This is a genomic window from Leptolyngbya sp. NIES-2104 (assembly GCF_001485215.1).
GTDB lineage: Bacteria > Cyanobacteriota > Cyanobacteriia > Leptolyngbyales > Leptolyngbyaceae > Leptolyngbya.
Genome location: NZ_BBWW01000001.1, coordinates 3,719,283 through 3,740,968 on the forward strand (window position 1 = coordinate 3,719,283; position 21,686 = coordinate 3,740,968).

Here is a 21,686-nt window from a genome sequence, read left to right on the forward strand (position 1 = left end):
CGCGAAAATCTTAGCATAAGAAGCGCCGTTTAGAAGTCGTTAATGTCTTTGGCTTGCCAATCGATATCACGCACTGCCTCGATGAAATTCGACAGCAAGAATCGACCTTCGCTGAGATACCAAACTGTATTGGTGCCATTAGTGCGATCGCGCCAGAGAATATCGAGTTGATTATCCAGGTTATAGTCGCCGACTCCCATAATGTCCCAAGTCGGAATTGCGCTCGGCAGAATTAACCCGCCTGCGATTTGTGCTCCATTCATGAACCAAATTGTAGTTTCATTCGATACGTCACTGCGCCAGAGTAGATCTGTCTTACCATCGCGATTAAAGTCAGCAAACTCTTTGATTTGCCAGTTTGTCGGCACTGTTCCGACAATTGCACCATAGCGAACTTGAGTTCGATCGAACTGCCAGTAGGCAATCTCTCCCGAAATGGCGTGTCGCCAGATTAAATCAGGATTGCGATCGCCGTTGAGATCCGCAATGCCTTCAATTCGCCAGCCTGTATCGACGGACGCTAGCTCGAATCCATCGACCACCTGTGTCCCCTTGAACAGCCAGAGTGCATTGCCTCCATTTGCCTGATTGCGCCAGAGAATGTCTGGACTGCCATCCGCGCTAAAGTCCGCAATGCCGATAATTTTCCAATCACTCGGAACAACTACCCCAGCCGGAACCGAAACTTTGTTGAGGACGCGATCGTTTTCGATGAGCCAAATCGAGAGTTCGCGAGTGCGGAGATTGCGCCAGAGAATGTCTGCACTGCCGTTTTGATCAAAGTCTGCGGTGCCTTGGATCTCCCAATCGAGCGACTGAGAATCGAGCGATTGAGTGCGATTAAACAAGTCGCGATGAATTCGCCACAGGCGTTGTTCTCCGGTTTGTGCGTTCCGCAAGAAGATTTCGCCCTTGCTTTGATTGCCAAACTTGCCGACTCCTTCGATTTGCCAATTGCGATCGGGCAAGTTCGGTAAAAATGCAGCCGTTCCAGCTTGTTCTCGATTGAGGAACCAAATGACGGTTTCCTGGCTCACGCTTTGTCGCCATAAAACATCGAGATTTTGATCTGCATTGAAATCATACAGTTGCTCGATTTGCCAATTTGAATCAGGAACAGACGGTAGATTAACGGAACGAGTTACCCAGCCATTTTCCATCAGCCAGACCACATTCTCACCGCTGCGTCCATGTCGCCAGATCAAATCTGCAAATCCATCTCGATTCAAGTCGCCTGCTGAAACAACTTGCCACAGTACATCGGGCACCACGCCGAGAGAACGTCCGACCCGCTGAGTTGTGCCATCCATCAGCCATAGAGCCGTCGCACCGTTGCTTTGATTCGACCAGAACAAGTCTGCTTTACCGTCATTATCAAAATCAGCGATCGTCTTAATTTGCCAACCCGGTTGAACCACTGGAGCCGTTTCTGCCCCAAAGAAGGGAGTCATTCCGCGTAGTAACCAGACGACATTGCCGCCGTTTTTCACATTGCGCCAGAACAAGTCAGGACTCCGATCACCATTAAAGTCACCCACTCCTGCAATTTCCCAGTCTCCGTCAACTGAAGCCAAGGTCGTTTCTGTAAAGGTAAGATTCTCATTCGTGCGCCAGATTGCATTCTCTCCGGTCTGACTATTGCGCCAGAGTAAATCTGTTACGCCATCGTTATCGAAATCAGTTGTAGTGACGATCTTCCAGAGCGGATCTGGAACGGTTGTTAACGGAATTTCTCGATCGAGGAATGTGCCGGAAGGCATCCACAACATGTTTTCACCCGTCCGACGATTGCGCCAGAGAATGTCATATAGACTATCGCTATTGTCTGTGTTATCGGGTGTGTCGTCTTCGGTAATAGTTGCGATCGCTGAATTCGTCCGAATCGATGCGTTGCTTGGATTATTGAGCGTGACTTGGAACGTTTCATTTCCTTCAAACTGAGTGTCACCTAAAACGTTAACCGTGATGGTTTTCCTCGTTTCACCCGGTGCAAATGTCAATATGTCGGATGCTCTGACGTAATCATTATTTGCGAGTGTTGCAGTTCCATCTGTGGTGGAATAGTTCACCGTAATCGGCAGATAGCTTGCCTCACTAAGCGTGATTTCAAAGGTGAATGGAGTCAGACCACTATTGCCTTCAGCTTGGGTTGTCGGAACCGCAGCGATCGACAATTGCGGTACGGGGTCATCGTTCCGAATTGTTGCAGTGGTGCGGTTTCTCATCAGTTGACCGTTTGTAGGGTCGCTCAGTTCGATCGTGAATGTTTCATCGGGTTCAAGACGAGTGTCACCGATGATTTGCAGATTGATGGTTTGTTCTGTTTGTCCTGGATTAAATGTAAGTATAGTTGGTGTGGTTACTGCGGTGTAATCGGTTTCAGTCGCAGTTCCGTTTCGAGTGATGTAATTAACTGTGACCGTTTCAGTGCTGGGATTAGAGAGCCGCACGACGAAACGAGCAGACGTATTACCTGAGTTTCCTTCTTGAACGGGAAGAAGTGAGGTGTCATCGATCGAGATCGTCGGTCGGAAGTCATCGCTCAAAATCGTTCCGATACCTTGGTTTGGAGCATCGAAGAGGATAGCATTTGTAGGGGCAAAGAGACGAATCGAGAAGGCTTCATCGAGTTCAAATTTGCGATCGCCTTGAACTTTCACTGTGATTTGCTGCGTGGTTGTTCCGGGTGCAAAGGTGAGCTTACCGGATGCGGTTTCGTAATCGTTGTCATTAACTCGTGCTGTACCATCGACCGTTGTGTAATCGACGGTGATCGCTTGGTCGCTAGAATTCGATAACGAGATCGCAAACGTTGCATTCGTAAAACCATCAGTTCCTTCAGAAACGGCAACGTTACCAATACTGATCGTCGGTTGAGCATCATCGTTATTGATTACGCCACGGGCACGACTTACAGGCAAAACAGCTTCAGTAGGATTGAGCAGTTCGACAAAGAAGGTTTCATTCTGCTCGAATTTTGTATCGCCACGAACGACGATCGAGATCTCTTTCTCGATGTCACCGGGTGCAAAGGTGAGCGTTTGTGGAGCTACTACGCCAATGTAATCGTTGTCCTCGATCGTGGCGTTTCCAGCTTGGTTGGTTCCGTTAAGCGTTCGATACTGAACCGTTACAGTGTTGGTCGTCGCTTGGGAGAGTTTGACTTTGAAGGTATAGGTCTTGTCTGTGCTGCCTTCGGTGGCGATCACATCGTCGATTTGAATCGTCGGACGAATTGCGCCATCGTCATTGGGAATGGTTCCTTGTGCTTCGTTGCTGCCTGAGAGTTTGGCTCCTGATGGATCGCTCAATCGCACTAGGAAGCTTTCTAAAGATTCAAAATCAGTGTCACCGTTCACCTCGATCGTAATGATTTGCTCTTCTACACCGGGCGCAAACACTAAAGTTCCAGTTTTGGCATCGTAGTCTTGACCGGAAATTGCCGTGTCATTGACAGTCGTATAGTTAACGCGAATCTCCTCGCTGCTAGGATTGTTCAGCGTCACCACAAATTCAAACGGCGTTTTGCCAGAATTGCCTTCAGTGCGCGATCCGGGACGAGGCGCGATCGACAATTCTGGTTTTGCGTCGTCATTGTTCAGAACACCATATCCGTCGGTTGCAGTGTCAGAAAGACCAGCATTTACTGCGTTTTCAAGGTGAACGATAAAACGTTCGGTCGGTTCAAATTTGCGATCGGCATTCGCTTGAATTCTAATCGTTTTTTCAACTTCACCCGGATTAAACGTTACGGTTCCCGATGCTGCAACGTAATCGTTGTCGCTGCTCTTTGCTGTGTCATCGATCGTTCGATAATTGACTGTGACCGTTTGCGTTGTCGGATTAGATAACCGAATTGTAAACGGATAAGTTGCAGCCAGGGGATCGTCTTCACTTAAGGGATCACTCGAAATCGCGATCGTGGGTCGCTGATCGTCGTTAAGAATCGTACCGATGACCGTTCCGGTTCCCGCGATCGTGGCGTTGACTGCATTCAAGAGCGTGAGATTGATCGTTTCGTCGGGTTCGAGTTTATTATCGGCTGTCGTTTGGATCTCGATCGTTTTAGTGCGCTGGTTTGGAGCAAATGTGAGTGTCTGAAGTGAGATCGGAGTGTAGTCAGAATCATCTTTCAAAGCAGTTCCATCATCGATCGCAACATCGACTGTGATCGGCTCGTCGCTAACTTCAGAGAGTGAAATCTCAAACTTGAGAACGCCGCCTTCTGAAACACTCACAGGCGAAACGCTGAGTGTGGGTAATGTCGAATCATCAGTCTCGATCGTGCCAACTCCGATCGCGGTTGTTGGAATCGTAACTAAGGTTGGGGTAGTTGTCGTGAGTTCAACCGAAAATGTTTCTGATTGTTCACGTTTTGTATCACCTTTTGCATTCACAGTGATTATCTGACTTGTTGTTCCCGGTGCAAATCGGATTGTTCCTGTTGCTTGTTCGTAATCATTGTCTAAGAGGGTCGCAGTTCCATCTTTCGTCGCGTAATTTAGAACAATTTCTCGATCGCTTGCATTCGATAACGTGACCTCAAACTGCAGCGGAGTGTTACCGCTGTTGCCTTCTGGTTTGGAGACGTTCGCGATCGACACGGTTGGAATCGGATCATCATCCACGATCGTGGCTGTTACCGTTTCAGTTGTAATCGTTGCGTCTGTTGGATTGCTCAAGCGTACCGAGAACGATTCATTTTGTTCGCGGATTGTATCGTTGAGAATCGCGATCGGAATTGTTCCCGTCGTTTGACCCGGTGCAATCGTGAGAGTGCCAGAATTTGCGGTGAAATCTTCTCCAGCGATCGCCGTTCCAGCAATGGTTTCATAGTTCACCGTCACAGGACGACCTGATGCTTCTGATAGTTTCACAGTGAAGGGATAGGAAGTAGTTCCTTCGGATTGGTCTGGAACGGCTTCGATCGTAATGGTTGGCGCAGTATCGTTATCGATAATCGTTCCGGTGATCGAAGATTGCTCACTTAGAATCGCACCGACTGGATTTAATAGCTCAAGTTGGAATTGCTCATTAAACTCATAGGAGCGATCGCCTCGAACCTGGAGAGTAATCGTCTGAGTCGTCTGCCCTGCTGCAAATGTCAGTGTTCCGTTGGGTAATGCAACATAATCGACATCGCCCGTTGTCGTTAAATCTCGAATTGCATAATCGACTTTTACTTCTGTGCTGCTTGTTTCACTTAAAGTCACAGTGAAAGTATAGTCTTGTGTGTTGCTGTCTCCTTCTACGATCGATTCCGCACCTGCGATCGTGACAATCGGTGCAGTGTCATCGTTCTCGATCTTCGCACTGGCGGTTCCTTCTGCAATTCTGGCATTCGTACTCGGATTGCTCAAGACAACGTTAAACGTTTCATCTTGTTCAAACTGCGTGTCACCTTTCACGAGTACGGTGATAGTTTGTGTATCGACTCCGATATCAAAGGTTAGTTCACCAGAGGTTTCAACAAAATCGCTGCCGTCAGCAGTTACAGTTTGAGTTGCATATCGAACCGTAACCGGAGCCGTGATTGGGGTCGGATCGAGTTTGACTTGGAACGTAAATTCACGCTCACCAGAATCACCTTCTTTCGTGTCTGGACGGATATCGGTTGTAATATTCTCGATCGAGATTAGCACCGGAACATCATTATCGATCATTCGTAGCGAGGTAGTACCAAAGGTTTCAGAAACCGCATAGTCCGGAGTTGCAACGAGACTTAGATTAAGCGTTTCTTCTGCTTCGACCTCAACATCATTCACCGCTGCCAGGGTGATCACTCCTTCTGAGACTCCGTTTGCCAGTTGAATCGTCAGTTCAGAACCATTGAAACTCAGATTCAGACTTGGATCAGCCGAAAATGTGTAATCCGAAGTCATCATCGCCGTACTCGCGGGATCGATCGCTAATCTTACCGTTACATCTCCAACCGATCGATTGCGACGAATGCGGTATTGTACGGTCTCGTTCGGGCTATTTTCTTCGATCGTTTCTTTGCTCAGTGAAATGCTTACGGTTGATGCTAAGTTCAACCCGAAGACATCCGATGCACCATTAAGATCCCGAATCGTTAAATCTGGTGCAAGACTGTTAAAGGCAATATAGCTACCATTGCCGCTGATTACAGGATTAAACGACGCTCCACGACCGCTATTCGTTTCATCTGGATTCTGACTCACTAGCGTCGTGACTCCAGCGAGCATATCGCGAACGAAAACATCGAGTGCATCATTCGTGTCACCCGCAGCGAGATCATTCGAGAAACTGTTAAAGACAACAAATCGACCATCACGAGTGATGCTTGGAGCCGATGATCCTTTACCGGAACCCCCACCAGTTCCACCATCTGATCCGGGTGTACCTGAACCGCTTGCCGTTCCCGATCGATTGACGCTCACCAGTTGGGTTGTCCCTGCTGCTAAGTTTCGCCGGAAAATATCGTTTGCACCATTAGCATCTCCGGTCACGAGATCATCGAAATCACTGGTAAAGACTACAAACTCTCCATTGCCACTAATGACCGGACTAAATGCCCTCGCGTTAAAGCCTGCATTCGGTCCCGTTTGCGGCACAGTGCTATATCCGCCTGATTGATTCACACTCACATGAATCGTTGTATTCGTATCTAAATCCCGAACGAAGACATCTTCGTCGCCATCTGCGTCCGCTGCATTATCAATCAGATTCGATGCGGTGCTAGTAAAGGCAATCTTCCGACCGTTTGAGCTAATGCTAAGTTCAGAAGAATCGCCATCTGAAAGTGTGCCATTCGTCGATCGACTTACCAACGTCAAAGCGCTCGTGTTTCGATCCCACACAAACACATCCCGCCGCCCATTCGTATCGCCCGCCACTAGATTCGATGCCGCACTGATAAAGGCAACATAGCGACCATCTTGGCTAATGACGGGCTGTTCAGAAACACCATCACCTCGACTGATTTGCACGATCGAGTTATTGGCACTGTTCCAAACGAATACATCCTGTAGCCCGTTCGTATCGCCTGCCACCAGATTCGATGCGGTACTCGTGAAAGCGACCACCAATCCATCTGCGCTAATCACCGGATTCAACGAGGGAGCATTCGCGCCCTGACTCACCAATCGAATTTCTCCAGTTTGGCGATTGACCCAGAAAAGATCGACCTGATTATTGGTATCGCCTGCCACCAGATTCGATGCGGCACTGGTGAAGACAATGTAGTTACCGTTCGCGCTAATGATCGCATTACCCGAAGCTCCATTCGCGATCGCACTTCCCCGACTAATCAGCGTATTTTTTCCCGTTTGTCGATCGCGCAAAAACACATCCGAAACGCCGTTCGTATCGCCATCGACAACTTCAGGAGCCGCACTGGTGAAGACAATAAATCGCCCGTCTTCGCTGACCGAATTTGCGCCGACTGTGGAACTCCCGCTACCTGTACGCGAAACTAGATCCGGATTATTATCGCGGCGACTAATCAGCGTTGCGTTTCCAGTCGCGATCGGAATGATAAATCCATCAAATAGTGCATTGCTATCTTCTGCTGTCAAATTCGTTGCAAGACTGACAAAGGTTACAGTACTACCATCGTTACTGATAATGGGAACAGAAGTCGGAGCACCAATGCTACTCGCGATCGTACCTGAAGCGTTATTTCCCACTCCACCTGTTGAAGTTCGGCTAATCAAAAAGGTCGTATTTGTAGAAGTATCCCGCACAAACACGTCTTGCTGATTATTCGTATCGCCATTCACTAAATTCATTGCAAGACTGGTGAAGGCGATTCGGGTTCCATCTGCGTTTAAGCTGGCATTTCCAGAGGCATCATTCCCGATCGCGCCACTACTACTCCGGCTGACTAATGCGGTTTGATTGGTTGTGAGATTGCGAACGAAAACATCGATCGCGTTATTCGCATCATCAGTGACAAGGTTGCTAGAAGAACTGGTGAATGCGATCGCGTTTCCATTGCGGCTGATAATCGGATTTTGTGATCCGGCATTGCTCCCAAATCCACCGACGATATTTCCCGAATCATTTCCCGCACTATTGACGCTAACGAGTTGAATCGTGCCCTGGGGTGAACCAAATTCATCGACTCCTGTCCGCGTCCAGGCAAACACATCAGAAACAGTATTCGTATCCGTGGCAAATCTGCTGGCGGTACTGACGAACGCAACGCGACTTCCATCCTGGCTAATCACCGGATTGATCGAGTTTGCATCTCCTGAGGGTGTCAAGTTCACAACCGTATCGTTGGACGCTTGCCAGAGAAAGATGTCTTCAGAGCGATTCGTATCCCCGAAGCTTAGATTTGTGTAAAGACTGGAAAAAGCAACGTAATTTCCATCGCCGCTGATGACTGGAGAGTTTGCGCCTTGCGTTCGGCTTCTTTCGCCTGTCCGATTGCGGCTGACGTGAATCAGAGGTGCACTCGGTTGACTACGATTCCACACGTACACATCCGGGACTAATCCTGCGTCTGAGAAGAGCAGTTGAGATTGAGTCTGAAAAGCAATCCGGCTGCCATCATCGCTGATACTCGGTGCAGAAGAGTCTTCGATTCCACTGGTTCCGTCTGCGTTGCGGCTGACCAGGGTAATATTGCCAGACGATCGCTCCCAGACGAAGATGTTATCCGCCTGAGTGGTGTTGCCTGTCATCGAAGCGACGAGATCGTTTGCATCGCTGATAAATGCGACGTAGTTTCCGTCAAAGCTAATCACCGGATTGAATGAGGCTCCCGCAGCGCTTCCAGTATTGGTGGCGTTTCGGCTAATCAGCGTGACTCTTTCGGTTGTACGATCGTACAAAAACACATCCGAAGTTCCGTTCGCGTCATTCGGTGAAATCAAAGCGCTACTGGTGAATACGACAAATTGCCCATCACCGCTGGCTGCATTCCGTCCAATGTCATTCAGTCCAACGCTGCCTTTCACCAGAGTCGGATTGCCCATAGAAATCAAATCGACTGGAAGAATTGCGCTGTATTGAGTCTGAGTTTCGGGATTAAATGCGATCGTACTTGCAATCTCTCCAGTATTCACTTCAAGCATCCAATCACCATTAAGACTCGCATTTCCGGTTAGATCATCCGACGCTGCGATATCGGCTCCCGTTAATCGGCTGAAATGTTGAATAAATGCTTGTCCTACTTCTCCCTGAGCCACATCGCAGCCATAAATGAGAATGTCGGCATCCTCGGTGAGAGACTTCGCCCAGCGTTGAAATTCCGACTGATAGCGATCGAGATTTGCACGATCGAGCCAGGTTCCACCGAGTTGAATTCCGCCGGATGTGCCGTGTGAAATGAGGTGCAAACTAGAGATCCCACTCTGTCCCAGTAAGGTTTGGGTGATTTGGTCGATCGCGTCTTGAACAGGATCAAGAACTAGGACTTGCGAATCGGGTTGAAGTCCTGCGATCAACTGCTGATAATTCGGCATCGTTGGATCGATCACAATCAGGGACGAGGCTCGATTGTGAAGCTGTGGAGAGAGGGTTAAGTAATTCTGCGGCAGTGCGATCGTAGAAGCACGATCGAGGTCGGTTGAAAGGGGACGATTCCAGTTTGGTAATCCCGCGAATTCCATAAAGTTCTCCGGTAGGGGCGAGGGTTCTAGTTTGCTCAATCGGTAGATTGCCCAAGTCGGCTGCTAGAACATTCACACCCCTAAACAAAGCGGTGAATTCACGGATTTTTTCCACTAGGAAATTTACGGAATCTTTAGAAGCGACAAAATATCAGATAATATTCTCCAACGTGTGAGGGCATACAATGATTCAAACTCAGAACAATTTGAATATCATTGCGAATCGGTTTGCAAACTGCTCGATCGACAACATTCAATCATTCGGTAGCGGTAACATTAATGACACATTTTTAGTCACATCAAAAGAATCAAAATTTGTATTGCAAAGAATTAATACTCAAGTATTCCGTCAGCCTCAAGCTGTCATGCAAAATATTCGACTTTGCACACAGCATATTTGCGATCGCTTATCAAAATTGCCGCTCGATCGAAGATGGGAAACACCCCAAGTTATTTTTACTTCTGAGAATCACGATCATTCTGTGGATGAAAATGGATCGTTTTGGAGAGCGTTGAGTTTGATTGAAAATTCTCGATCGCATGACACGATTCAAAATCTCGATCATGCTGAGGAAATTGGCTGTGCGTTGGGAATGTTTCACAGCTTGATTAGCGACTTACCACCGGAACAATTAACCGATACGCTAGAAGGCTTTCATATTACGCCGATTTATTTACAGCAGTACGATCGCGTTTTATCCGAAACGACCGTAGCGCGATCGCCGGAGGTGAATTACTGCTTAGAATTTATTCGCGATCGACAATCCTGGGCGCATGTTCTAGAGAATGCAAAAGATTCAGGAAAGTTAACGCTTCGATTAATGCACGGTGATCCAAAGATTAATAATATTTTGATGGACACAACAACCGGAAAAGCTGTAAGTGTGATTGACCTCGATACAGTGAAACCGGGATTAATTCATTATGATATTGGCGATTGTTTGCGATCGGGATGTAATATCGCTGGCGAAGAAACTCAGGATTGGGAATCCGTTCGATTTGAGCCTGATTTGTGTGAAGGCATTCTACGCGGCTATCTCACTGTTGCAAAAACATTCCTCACTGAACAAGACTATCTTCATGTGTTCGATGCAATTCGCCTGATTGCATTTGAATTGGGCTTGCGATTTTTTACTGATTACCTTGCTGGAAATGTCTACTTCAAAACGACTTATCCAGAGCATAATTTGATGCGTGCCTTAGTTCAATTTGCGCTTACTAAAAGCATCGAATCACAAGAATCATCAATTCGTAGCATTATCAAAAATCTTCAATGATTAAGTTCTTTCTATCTCCATTCAATACTGTATGTGATTCAGCGATTCTCAACCTTTCAGGAAGTGTCGATCGCATTGATAATCGATTGATGCTCAAATTCGATCTATTCGATCGACTCTCACAGGTTCTCATTCCGGTTGCAAAATCTCCCAGCCGTCAAGATAATTTATGGCAAACGACCTGTTTTGAATTCTTCATCGGAGTCCAAAACTCCTCGGAATACTGGGAATTTAATCTCTCTCCAAGTAGTGATTGGAACGTTTATCACTTCGAGAATTATCGAGCTGGAATGCAGGAAGAGAAAGTATTTTTGTCATTGCCGTTTGAGATAGAAACGCGATCGCATCACACTTTTCTCTCGATCGATCTTGATCTAAATCTACTCAATCTTAATCAACCGATCGATCTCGGCATTACTGCGGTGATTGAAACAAATCAGCAAATCTCTTACTGGGCGCTCAAACACTGCGGCAAAGAAGCTGATTTTCACATCCGAGAAAGTTTCGCGATCGAACTCTAAAATAAGAAAAAATATTGTGTGAGCGATGTTGACATCTACAGACTTCAGCGGCTTAATCAATCAGCGGTTCTTCAAAAATTTCATGCCGATTCCAGCAACGAATTCTTTAGCGCTAGGACAAGCGACCCCAGAATTTGACCTGCCAGACATCAAGAACGATCGCCGCGTCAAACTCTCGGATTATCGCAACGATCGTCCTGTGATTCTCGCGTTTACTCGCATCTTCACCGAGAAACAGTACTGCCCGTTTTGCTTTCCGCACATCAAAGCCCTCAATGATCAGTATCAAGAATTTGTCGATCGACAAGTCGAACTTTTGATGATCACCAGCACCGACGAGCAACAGAGTAAAAAAGTCGTCGAAGATCTAGGTCTGAAATTTCCGCTTCTGAGTGATCCAAGCTGCAAGGTGTTTTGGAAATACCAAACAGGTCAAGCTTTGGGCGCACCGTTACCTGCTCAATTTTTGCTCGATCGACAAGGCGTTCTAAAATATAAACACCTCTTTTCATTCCTCGATCACAATGCCAGCGTTGAGATGCTGTGTGGTGAAATCGATCGGCTGATCAGGTAAGACAGGACGTAGTTCAAGCTTTACAAATTACCAAAGCCTTTCTTTTTCTTATCTTTACCGCCTTTCTTTTTCTTCCCGCCGCCGCCTTGATAGCCTCTAAATCCAGGTTGCGGAGGACGCATTCCGCCCCCCATCCCCCCAAACGGATTGCCGCCGCCAAACGGATTGGGAAGTCCGCCCATCGGCATCCCGCCCCCCATACCCGGCAAGCCCATTTGACCGGAACCCATTTGCTGCATCAGAGATCGCATTCTCTGGAAGTTACTCACCAACTCGCCAACTTCTTTGTCCGAATGTCCCGATCCTCTAGCAATCCGCTTGCGGCGACTCGGAGAATTTGCCAGCAAATCGGGATTCTTGCGCTCTTCAATAGTCATCGAGCCGATCATCGCTTCGGCTTTTTTCAGTTGCTCTTCGCCTTTGGCAAGCTGTTCTTCGTTCACCATCTTGCCCATACCCGGAATCAGCTTCATCACGCCGCCGAGCGATCCCATGTTCTTGAGCAGACGAGTTTGTTTGAGAAAATCGGTGAAGTCGAATTGTGCAGTGAGAATCTTCTCCTGCATTTTTTCGGCTTCTGCCATGTCTACTTCTTCACGGGCTTTCTCAACCAGCGTGAGGACATCGCCCATTCCCAGAATTCGGGATGCCATCCGCTCTGGATAAAACGGCTGTAACGCATCCACCTTTTCCCCGATCCCGATGAATTTGATCGGCTGTCCAGAAATGCGACGAACGGAAAGCGCTGCACCCCCACGAGTGTCACCGTCCATCTTGGTCAAAATTGCGCCTGTGACCCCGATTTGCTCATGGAACGTGCGCGTTAGATTCGCGGCTTCTTGACCCGTCATCGCATCCACAACGAGCAGCGTTTCGTGCGGTTGGATCGTGTCTTTGATGCGCTTGAGTTCGCCCATCATCGATTCATCGATCTGCAAGCGTCCGGCAGTATCCACGATGACGACATCCACGCCTTCAGCTCTGGCTCTTTCGACCCCTTGACGAGCGATTTCAACCGGATCGGCATCTTTCCCCATGTCGAACACGGGAATGTTGATTTGCTTACCGAGCGCGATTAACTGGTCGATCGCAGCAGGACGATAGACATCGGTTGCGACTAATAAAGCTTTCTTATTTTCTTTTCTCAGATGAAGGGCGAGTTTTGCTGTGGCGGTCGTTTTCCCGGTTCCTTGAAGACCTGCCATGAGTACGATCGTGGGAGCCGTTTCTGCTTCTGCCAAGGGAACATTCGCTTCCCCCATGACTTTGACCAGCTCGTTGTAAACGACCTCGATGAATTGCTGATCGGGACGGACTCCTGCGATCACTTCCGCTCCAAGAGCGTTCTGTTCGACTTCTGCGACAAAATCTTTGACGACTTGGAGGTTTACATCGGCTTCTAAGAGCGCACGACGGACTTCTCTCAAGGCATCTTTGACATTGGATTCAGAAATTTTGTCTTGACCGCGAACTTTTTTCCAGGCTTGTTCTAAGCGATCGGCAAGAGCATCAAACATAAGAGGAAATGATCAGGAAATATCTACTCCAGAGTAGCGTGTTTCTGCCCATCGGAGGCGCAATCTCACGGGCGGAAATCCCACCCAAATTCACGATTCCTTCGTCGCTGCCCGAATCGATCGCATTCCCCAAAACACCAAATCCAAATCCAGCCGAATGTGATCCGATTTCAACAATAAATAAATCAAATTCGCATCGCCTCCGGTGAGCACGATCGCACTTTCTCCAATCTGTTGATTCCAATCCTCGATAAAGCTGCGAATCCCCGCTAAAAGCGTGTTTAAGATGCCGCTCTCGATCGCGCTTTTTGTCGTTCTTGCCCAGCGATCGGGAAGCGTTTCAACCTGTTCGATCAAGGGTAGTGCAGCGGTCTGTTGTCCGAGTGCTTGAAACTGTAAACGGACTCCGGGCACGATCGCGCCGCCAACCAATTCATTTTTCTCGTTCGCGCCTGTAAACGTCATCGCCGTACCGCAATCGATTACGAGGGCTGGACTGCCATAAAGTTCGATCGCACCCCAGAGGGCTAAAGCGCGATCGATCCCCAAAGTAGGATACAGTTGCCGAAGGGGAACTTGATCTAAATCAATGCAGCGCAAGTTGGCAAAGTCGCGCCAATAATCGAGTTGATTCGGGACAACGGACGCAATCCATAGCTCTGAATCAATCTTCAACCCTGGAATTGATTGATAACTTCGGCTAATTCGATCGTTTGAAGAAGTCAAATTATTCTCACCCGGTGAAACTGCTGATCTTTCAGGCGAATGAGGGATATCGTATTTTTCTTGAATTTGATTGTGATTGAATGCAGCCCAGTGTAGACGGGAGTTTCCGATATTTAGCGCGATCCAGGCATCATTGATTAGGCTCATTTATAGGTAAGCTTACTTATTGAAACTTTACAAATCGAGATACAACAGGCGAAAATCAAACTATAAGAGAAATGTTTAACCGTACACACCACTTTTGGGAGATCGTTTATGGTCGCTTCTGCTTCTCGCCCCGCTCGATCGAGAGTTCGTCTCACCACCGAAACGAGCGACATCGCACCGGAAACCACCACGATTCGATCGCTCGACTGGGATCGCGATCGCTTTGATATCGAATTCTCACTAGAAAACGGCACGACCTACAATTCCTTCCTAATTCGCGGTGAGAAGATCGCACTCGTTGACACCTCTCACGCCAAATTTCGCGAACTCTACATTGATGCGCTCAACGAACTGATCGATCCACAGGACATCGATTATCTCATCATCAGCCACACCGAACCGGATCACAGCGGTCTCGTGCGTGATGTCCTCGAATTGAATCCTGACATCACCGTCGTTGCTGCCAAAGTCGCGATTCAGTTCCTCGAAAACTTGGTGCATCAACCGTTCAAGAGCAAAATTGTGAAGAGTGGCGATCGTTTAGATTTGGGCAACGGTCACGAACTCGAATTCGTCTCGGCTCCAAACTTACATTGGCCCGATACCATTTTCACCTACGACCACAAGACTCAAACGCTGTTTACCTGTGATGCGTTCGGAATGCACTTCTGCGACGATCACACCTATGACGAAGATCTGGACATTCTCGAAGCCGAATTTCGTCAATACTACGACTGTCTGATGGCTCCGAATGCTCGATCGGTTCTCGGTGCGATTAAACGTATCAAGGAACTGCCGGAGATTACCACGATCGCAACAGGTCACGGTCCGTTACTGCGCTACAACCTCGAAGAACTGGTTGGACGCTACCAAGACTGGAGCCAAACCCAAGCCAAAGCGACGACAACCGTTGGATTGTTCTACGTTTCAGGGCATGGATACGGCGATCGACTCGTCCAAGCGATCGCCACCGGAATTACCAAAACCGGGGTTGCCGTGGAAATGATGGATCTCCGAGTGGCTGAGCCGCAAGATGTCCGCGAATTGGTCGAACTCTCAAGCGCGATCGTGCTAGGAATGTTTCCTCAAACTGGCGAAATCGCAGAAAACGCTAGAGCCGCACTCGGAACGATTCTTGCTGCTGCAAACTCCAAACAGAACTTTGGACTGTTTGAAGTCGGAGGCGGTAACGATGAAGCCGTGTACCCGATTCGGAATCAGTTCCGCGAGATTGGACTCACGGAAAAATTTGAGCCAATCAAAATCGAAGTTGAACCGACCGAAGCCATTTACCAGCTCTGTGAAGAGTCTGGAACCGATTTAGGACAGTGGCTGACTCGCGATCGCACTGTGAAACAAATGAAAGCGATAGATAACGAACTCGATAAGGCACTCGGTCGCATCAGTGGCGGTCTGTACATCATCACTGCCAAAAAAGGCGACATTTCGAGCGCGATGCTTGCTTCTTGGGTATCACAGGCAAGTTCTGAACCATTGGGAGTCTCGATCGCGGTGGCAAAAGATCGAGCGATCGAATCGTTTCTGCACGTTGGCGATCGCTTTGTGTTGAATGCGCTCGAAGAAGGTAAGTATCAGACTTTGATGAAGCATTTCTTAAAGCGATTTGCGCCGGGAGCCGATCGATTTGCGGATGTCATGACGTATCCGGCGATGAATGGATCGCCCATTTTGGCAGAAGCGCTTGCATATATGGAATGCGAAGTCGTGAGCCGGATGGAATGTAGCGATCACTGGATTGTTTACAGTACTGTGACGGCTGGACGAGTCGCGAAGGCGGATGCGCTAACTGCGGTTCACCATCGGAAGGTGGGGAATCACTATTAGTGTGAAGTTGGGGTGAGAGTGGGGAGTACAGTTTTAGTTCTCCCGCTTGCAAACTGCCGCTTATCTCCACTCGAAACCCATCAACCCCCCACTCCCCTACCCCCCACTCCCTACCCCTCCTCCCCCATGCTTCAGACCAAACCCAGAGACGTACAAGTCGCCGAAATCGCGCAAAATACTTGGATTCTACGATCGCGCACTTGGGATCGCCTGAAATTTGAAGTCGAATACGCACGACAAAAAGGCACCACTGCAAACAGCTATCTGATTCAGGCAGACAAAAACGCCCTGATCGATCCGCCGGGTGGCTCATTCACCGATATTTTTCTCAAAGAACTTCACAATCACCAGTATTTTCAAAAGCTGGATTATCTGATTCTGGGTCACGTCAATTCCAACCGAATTGAAACGATCGAGCGACTGCTAGAGATTGCGCCACAAATTACGATCGTGTGTTCTCGTCCTGCCGCCAATACGCTCAAAGCAGCATTTCCGAATCGATCGCTAAACATTACGGCGGTGCGCGGTGAAGAAGTCCTCGATTTAGGCAAAGGTCATGAGCTACAGTTCGCCTTTGTGCCGACACCGCGATGGGTCGATGGCATTTGCACGTTTGACCCCGCAACCCGAATTCTTTACACCGATAAACTGTTCGGTGCTCACATTTGCGATGACGCGATTTTTGATGAGAACTGGAAACAGCTTGACGACGATCGACATTATTATTTCGATTGTCTGCATGCGGCGCAATCGAAACAAGTGGAAGATGCGATCGACAAACTCGCTCGATTTCGCCCGAAATGGTATGCGGTTGGTCACGGTCCGATCGTCCGTTACAGTCAAAGCCGCCTAAAGCTCGAATACCTCGAATGGTGCGAACAGCAGAAAACCCAGGAACTTTCAGTCGCATTGCTATATACTTCTGCGTACGGAAATACGGCATCGGTAGCACACGCGATCGCGAAAGGTCTGACTGATTCCGAAATCAAAGTCGAATCGATTAACTGTGAGTTAGTTGATCCAAATGAGATTACAACCGCGATCGAACAATGCGATGGTTTTGTGATTGGTTCTCCCACGCTCGGCGGACATGCTCCAACCCAGATGCAAACAGCGCTTGGATTGGTGCTTTCGACCGCATCGAAAACGAAAATTGCGGGTGTGTTCGGGTCGTATGGCTGGAGTGGAGAAGCGATCGACTTACTCGAAAGCCGACTGCAAGATGCTGGATTTGCGTTCGGATTCGATACGATTCGGGTCAAATTCAAGCCAACTGATGAAGTGATTCAACAGTGTGAAGCAGCGGGAACCGAATTTGCTCAAGCGTTGAAGAAAACGAAAAAAGTCAGAGCACCGAGACAAGGAGCCGTGGAAGCACAAAGCGATCGCACCGAACAAGCGATCGGACGGGTGATCGGTTCGCTTTGCGTGATTACTGCGAATCAAGGCGGCGCACCGTTTGGGATTTTGACTTCTTGGGTGTCTCAAGCGACCTTTACGCCGCCAGGAATTACGATTTCGATTCCGAAAGATCGAGCAGAAGGCGTTTTAGATCAAGCAGAAATCCCGTTTGTGCTGAACATTCTCAAGGAAGGGCGCAACGTGCGGCGGAATTTCTTAAGAGCGACTGCACCGGGAGAAGATCGCTTTGCTGAACTCAGTACCGAAACAGCATCGAATGGGTGTCCAATTTTGTTGGATGCGCTGGCTTATCTCGAATGCAAAGTCGAAAGCCGGATGAATTGCGGTGATCATTGGTTGCTGTATGCGACGGTTGAGAATGGCAAGGTGTTAGAGGCAACGGGTGTGACAGCGGTTCAGCATCGGAAGACAGCAACCGCCTATTGATAGATTGTGGAGCGGGCAGGATGCCCGCTGCTGGGGATCAGGCAAGATGCCTGCCCCACAGTTATTGCTCATTTTGGTTCTATCGTGCGGGTTCACAATTCAAAATCGCATCCAACAGAATATCCGCCCCAAATCGAACCGGATCGGTACAAGGCAGATTCGTTTCTTCCTGAATTAATGCGATCGCTCTCCATGCCGCATCTTGATCTAAATGTGCGGTATTGAGCGCGATCGCTGCAACTTTACAGGGCGTAAATGATCCACCTGCTGCCGCTAATGTTTCATACACTTGCACCACAGTTTTCAATGGCGGAATCGAAACATGCGGAAATGTCCGAATCTGTAGTTGTCCGGCTCGATGCACCAAAATTAAATGCGTCGGTTGCGATCCTCTCAGTAAGGGTAAGGTTGCAGTCGAAGCTGGATTAAAAATCGAGCCTTGTCCCTCAACGTGGAGCAAATCAAAATCGCCGTAACGCATCACCAACTGTTCAACGGCTCCCGCAGCAAAATCGACCCGAATCGCATCGAGCGGAATGCCATCACCAGAAATCATCATTCCAGCTTGTCCAGTGCCGAGAAACTTCGATCGTATTCCTCGCTTTTGAGCCGCTCGATCGAGTTCCAGACTGGTAGACATTTTGCCGATACTCATGTCCGTTCCGACCGTGAGAATTCTCAAATTCGAGAGCGATCGTGCCGCACCGCTGCCAACTTTTAATCCTGGTGGTTCTTGGCGAATATCCCAGATCCATTGTTCCGGTTTTAATTGGTCTTTGAATCGAGGAGATAAAGCGGTGTGTAGACCATTCACGATCGACATTCCTGACTCGATCGCCTGTTCAATCTCACCCAACCAAGCTTCCGGTAAAATTCCGCCCGATGGCGCAATGCCAATCAATAACACGGTTGGCTGATAGCTCAAAGCATCGTGCATCGAACTGACGATTGGAGCTTCACACGAAATCGAAGTTAAGGCTGAAAAAGACTGTCCAGCGGTCTGCTGATCAATGATGGCGACAACTGATTCAGACCGATATCGAGTAAAAGTCAGCCCGGTTTTACCTTGTGTCCCTTGAATGCCATCGTGTAATAAAACCGCAACGCGATCGCTTGATTGCAACATGATTATCTCCTCAGCGTTACGCCGATTCCCGGACGATCGCTAGGAATCACCCGACCGTTTTGGAAACTTGCACCGACGAATGGATCATCGATCAAATTCAAATGACTATCGAGATCTAAGTAATCTGCAAACGGGGATAATTGCGCGATCGCGCTATTCATCAAAGCACTATCGGAATAACACCCAAACATAACTTTCAAGTCATTCGCTTTAGCAACATGAATCATTCGGAGCGCTTCACTCAGACCACCGGATTTCATCAGTTTGATATTAATTCCGTGAACGCGATCGCACAACGCCGGAATCGATCGACTCGTAAAGCAACTTTCATCGACAAAAATGGGCAATGGTGAAAGGTAAAACAGTTTTGTGAGTTCTGTTTCTTGTCCTTTCGGTAGCGGTTGTTCAATGTAAGTCACTTGTCGATCGCTCAACCAATGCGCCATTTTCAGCGCGGTTTCAACCGTCCAGCCACCGTTCGCATCCACACTGATTTGCTGAATATTCGGAGCCGCTTCTTGCACCGCTTCAAACATCGCTTGATCTGCTTCAATTCCTTCAGGGCTGCCCAGTTTGACCTTCAGCGCTTGAATATCTTGGAGCGGTGATTCGACGGTTCCTTTACCAAGCCAGTCTTTGACTCGTTGTTTTGCACCTTCGGGGGTGTTGATTCCGATCGTGACTGAAGTCGGGACAATCCGATCGCGCTCCAATCCCCACAGTTTCCACAGCGGTAAATCTACCGACTTTCCGAGCCAATCATGGAGAGCAATATCGATCGCGGCTCGTGCGGCTGAGGGAAGTTTCGCTTGAGCAAACAAGTGATCGAGGCGTTGCCGTTCAAGCGGATGGATTGCTTTGAGCAGAGGCGCGATCGCTTGAAGAGAACGAGCAATCGTTTCTGTGGTTTGGGGATTTTCTCCGATCGAGAACGGAGAAGCTTCGCCCCATCCTTCGATGCCATCTTGCTCGATTTTGATCCAAATATTAGTTGTTTGAGCCGTTGTGCCTCGACTGATTTTGAGCGCAAACCGCTTGTGAACGGTGAAAGTCTGAATCTGAATTTGCATTGGGACTACAGTTGAACAGTTTGACCGACTTTCATCACTTGAAGTTTGGTTTTCACTTTTTGGCGATCGAGTTCGGTTTGAAACGCTTGTGGGGTTCCGGTCAGGGCTGGAAATGTGCCAAAGTGCATCGGAATTACCACATCTGGCTTGACGTAATTTACCGCAGTTGCCGCTCGTTGGGGTCCCATGGTGAAGCGATCGCCGATACACGCCAACATGACATTGACCTTCCGAAACTGCGGAATTAAAGACATATCCGCGAAAACGTCCGTATCGCCTGTGTGATAAATCGTCGGACCATTTTGCACTGTGATGAGAAATCCGCCTGGATTGCCCGCGAACTGGGCGGGACTTCCATCTGATGCCACCGCTGAACTATGAATCGCTGGAATAAATGCGATTCTGACCTCATTGTTTAACAGACTAATTTCCCCACCAAAATTACCCTGAGTGTTCATTGGCACGAGGTTTTGAGGATAGCCAACCGTTGTTAATGCACGTCCTAGATCGGCAGTACTCACTAAAGGCGCATTCGTTTTTTTAGCGATCGCGATCGCATCCCCAACATGATCAAAATGTCCGTGTGTGATCAAGATCAAATCCACCCGATTGAGATTTGCCAAATCTGTTTTACCGTTCGGATTCACTGGATTTGTCAACCACGGATCAACCAGAAGAATTTTCCCGGTCGGTGTAGTGATTCTGAATGCAGATTGACCGTACCAATAGAGTTGAGTTTTGCCAGTGGGGGCGGCTGTTCCGGGGATCGTCGTGCTGAAAAGGAATACGACGATCGCGATCGCTGCGGGGATCAGAACTTGAAAAAATCGTTTGAGCTTCATAACCGAATCTGTTGCTAATTCGAGACATCGGATTCTAGTCGAAATTCCGAGCGATCACGGAGAAATTTGCCAAACTTTACGGTTGACAATGGAACGAAACTTTTGATCTTTTCGTCGATCGAGCTATAATCTGGGGAAGTTAAGCGCCTCTGATGTCCGTTGCAAGTGGGTTTGCTACGTAAGTTCTTTCCTAATTGAGTGGTTTGCGGAGTCGAGGGATGAATCAGACCGTTGAAAAGTGGTTAATTGTTGCTGCGCTTGCGGGCTGGCTTGCCTCGCTGGGTAGTTTGGTCGGGTTGGCAATTCGGGCTGCTTCGCCAGCGGTTGCTTCTCGTCCGAGTCCTGCCATGAGCCTGTATTCTCAAAACCGTAATCTTCCTCTGAAGACTCAGACGTTGCCACCTATACAGGAGGTCGCGATGACGCGCATTCCGGCTGACACATCGAAAGGCTACTGGGCGGAATCACTGCAAGAGCGATCGAGCAGTTCGACTCGCTGGACGGGACAGCGATCGCCGTAGAGTGTGCTGAAATTAGCGTGTGCTGAAATTAGCGTGTGCTGAAATTCTTCGCTTCGTTGTCAGTCCGCCCCGGAATAGAATTCGGGGCTAA

12 protein-coding genes are annotated in these 21,686 nt (G+C 48.4%); 6 read left to right on the forward strand and 6 right to left on the reverse strand.

The genetic code is table 11. The features are described 5' to 3' along the window. Positions 1-29: 29 nt before the first annotated feature. The gene (locus tag NIES2104_RS17655) at positions 30-9,581 is read right to left on the reverse strand and encodes a Calx-beta domain-containing protein (protein WP_058999589.1); all 9,552 of its coding nucleotides are present in this window, start codon (positions 9,579-9,581) and stop codon (positions 30-32) included. A gap of 185 nt (positions 9,582-9,766) precedes the next feature. Between NIES2104_RS17655 and NIES2104_RS17660 the strand changes: the two genes are divergently transcribed. From NIES2104_RS17660 to NIES2104_RS17670, 3 genes are read left to right on the forward strand one after another with little or no spacing between them, the layout of a single operon-like run. Continuing rightward, entirely contained in the window at positions 9,767-10,858 is a 1,092-nt protein-coding gene (locus NIES2104_RS17660; protein ID WP_058999590.1) for a phosphotransferase enzyme family protein, read from the forward strand. Beyond that, entirely contained in the window at positions 10,855-11,379 is a 525-nt protein-coding gene (locus NIES2104_RS17665) for a DOMON-like domain-containing protein (RefSeq protein ID WP_058999591.1), read from the forward strand. The genes NIES2104_RS17660 and NIES2104_RS17665 overlap by 4 nt, the downstream gene beginning before the upstream one ends. 25 nt (positions 11,380-11,404) lie before the next feature. After that, positions 11,405-11,953: a peroxiredoxin gene (locus NIES2104_RS17670; protein ID WP_058999592.1), complete on the forward strand. Its 549-nt coding sequence runs from the start codon at positions 11,405-11,407 to the stop codon at positions 11,951-11,953. Between the two features lie 20 nt (positions 11,954-11,973). Here NIES2104_RS17670 and ffh read toward each other — a convergent pair whose 3' ends face one another. After that, positions 11,974-13,470 carry a signal recognition particle protein gene (ffh, locus tag NIES2104_RS17675; protein WP_058999593.1) on the reverse strand — a complete coding sequence of 499 codons (1,497 nt, stop codon included), beginning with the start codon at positions 13,468-13,470 and terminating at the stop codon, positions 11,974-11,976. A 90-nt stretch (positions 13,471-13,560) separates the two neighbouring features. After that, positions 13,561-14,343 carry a pantothenate kinase gene (locus tag NIES2104_RS17680; RefSeq protein WP_072218095.1) on the reverse strand — a complete coding sequence of 261 codons (783 nt, stop codon included), beginning with the start codon at positions 14,341-14,343 and terminating at the stop codon, positions 13,561-13,563. 108 nt (positions 14,344-14,451) lie between these two features. Between NIES2104_RS17680 and NIES2104_RS17685 the strand changes: the two genes are divergently transcribed. Further along, a complete protein-coding gene (locus NIES2104_RS17685; RefSeq protein WP_058999594.1) occupies positions 14,452-16,188 on the forward strand; it encodes a diflavin flavoprotein in 1,737 nt (578 codons plus the stop codon). Between the two features lie 126 nt (positions 16,189-16,314). Continuing rightward, the gene (locus tag NIES2104_RS17690; protein ID WP_058999595.1) at positions 16,315-18,036 is read left to right on the forward strand and encodes a diflavin flavoprotein; all 1,722 of its coding nucleotides are present in this window, start codon (positions 16,315-16,317) and stop codon (positions 18,034-18,036) included. Between the two features lie 79 nt (positions 18,037-18,115). Here NIES2104_RS17690 and NIES2104_RS17695 read toward each other — a convergent pair whose 3' ends face one another. From NIES2104_RS17695 to NIES2104_RS17705, 3 genes are read right to left on the reverse strand one after another with little or no spacing between them, the layout of a single operon-like run. After that, entirely contained in the window at positions 18,116-19,162 is a 1,047-nt protein-coding gene (locus tag NIES2104_RS17695; protein WP_058999596.1) for a DUF1611 domain-containing protein, read from the reverse strand. A gap of 2 nt (positions 19,163-19,164) precedes the next feature. Next, entirely contained in the window at positions 19,165-20,232 is a 1,068-nt protein-coding gene (locus NIES2104_RS17700) for a dipeptide epimerase (RefSeq protein WP_058999597.1), read from the reverse strand. Positions 20,233-20,237: 5 nt separating this feature from the next. After that, positions 20,238-21,074, reverse strand: coding sequence for a metal-dependent hydrolase (locus NIES2104_RS17705; protein WP_058999598.1), 837 nt, complete (start codon positions 21,072-21,074; stop codon positions 20,238-20,240). A gap of 218 nt (positions 21,075-21,292) precedes the next feature. On the opposite strand from NIES2104_RS17705, the gene NIES2104_RS17710 reads away from it, so the two are divergent. Then, on the forward strand, positions 21,293-21,595 hold the full coding sequence (locus NIES2104_RS17710; RefSeq protein WP_058999599.1) for a hypothetical protein: 303 nt from the start codon (positions 21,293-21,295) through the stop codon (positions 21,593-21,595). Positions 21,596-21,686: the final 91 nt, after the last annotated feature.

Bases quoted from the DNA above. Each gene is read 5' to 3' on its own strand.
- NIES2104_RS17655 (WP_058999589.1), bottom strand. From the start codon at position 9,581: ATGGAATTCGCGGGATTACCAAACTGGAATCGTCCCCTTTCAACCGAC.
- NIES2104_RS17660 (WP_058999590.1), top strand. From the start codon at position 9,767: ATGATTCAAACTCAGAACAATTTGAATATCATTGCGAATCGGTTTGCA.
- NIES2104_RS17665 (WP_058999591.1), top strand. From the start codon at position 10,855: ATGATTAAGTTCTTTCTATCTCCATTCAATACTGTATGTGATTCAGCG.
- NIES2104_RS17670 (WP_058999592.1), top strand. From the start codon at position 11,405: ATGTTGACATCTACAGACTTCAGCGGCTTAATCAATCAGCGGTTCTTC.
- ffh (WP_058999593.1), bottom strand. From the start codon at position 13,470: ATGTTTGATGCTCTTGCCGATCGCTTAGAACAAGCCTGGAAAAAAGTT.
- NIES2104_RS17680 (WP_072218095.1), bottom strand. From the start codon at position 14,343: ATGAGCCTAATCAATGATGCCTGGATCGCGCTAAATATCGGAAACTCC.
- NIES2104_RS17685 (WP_058999594.1), top strand. From the start codon at position 14,452: ATGGTCGCTTCTGCTTCTCGCCCCGCTCGATCGAGAGTTCGTCTCACC.
- NIES2104_RS17690 (WP_058999595.1), top strand. From the start codon at position 16,315: ATGCTTCAGACCAAACCCAGAGACGTACAAGTCGCCGAAATCGCGCAA.
- NIES2104_RS17695 (WP_058999596.1), bottom strand. From the start codon at position 19,162: ATGTTGCAATCAAGCGATCGCGTTGCGGTTTTATTACACGATGGCATT.
- NIES2104_RS17700 (WP_058999597.1), bottom strand. From the start codon at position 20,232: ATGCAAATTCAGATTCAGACTTTCACCGTTCACAAGCGGTTTGCGCTC.
- NIES2104_RS17705 (WP_058999598.1), bottom strand. From the start codon at position 21,074: ATGAAGCTCAAACGATTTTTTCAAGTTCTGATCCCCGCAGCGATCGCG.
- NIES2104_RS17710 (WP_058999599.1), top strand. From the start codon at position 21,293: ATGAATCAGACCGTTGAAAAGTGGTTAATTGTTGCTGCGCTTGCGGGC.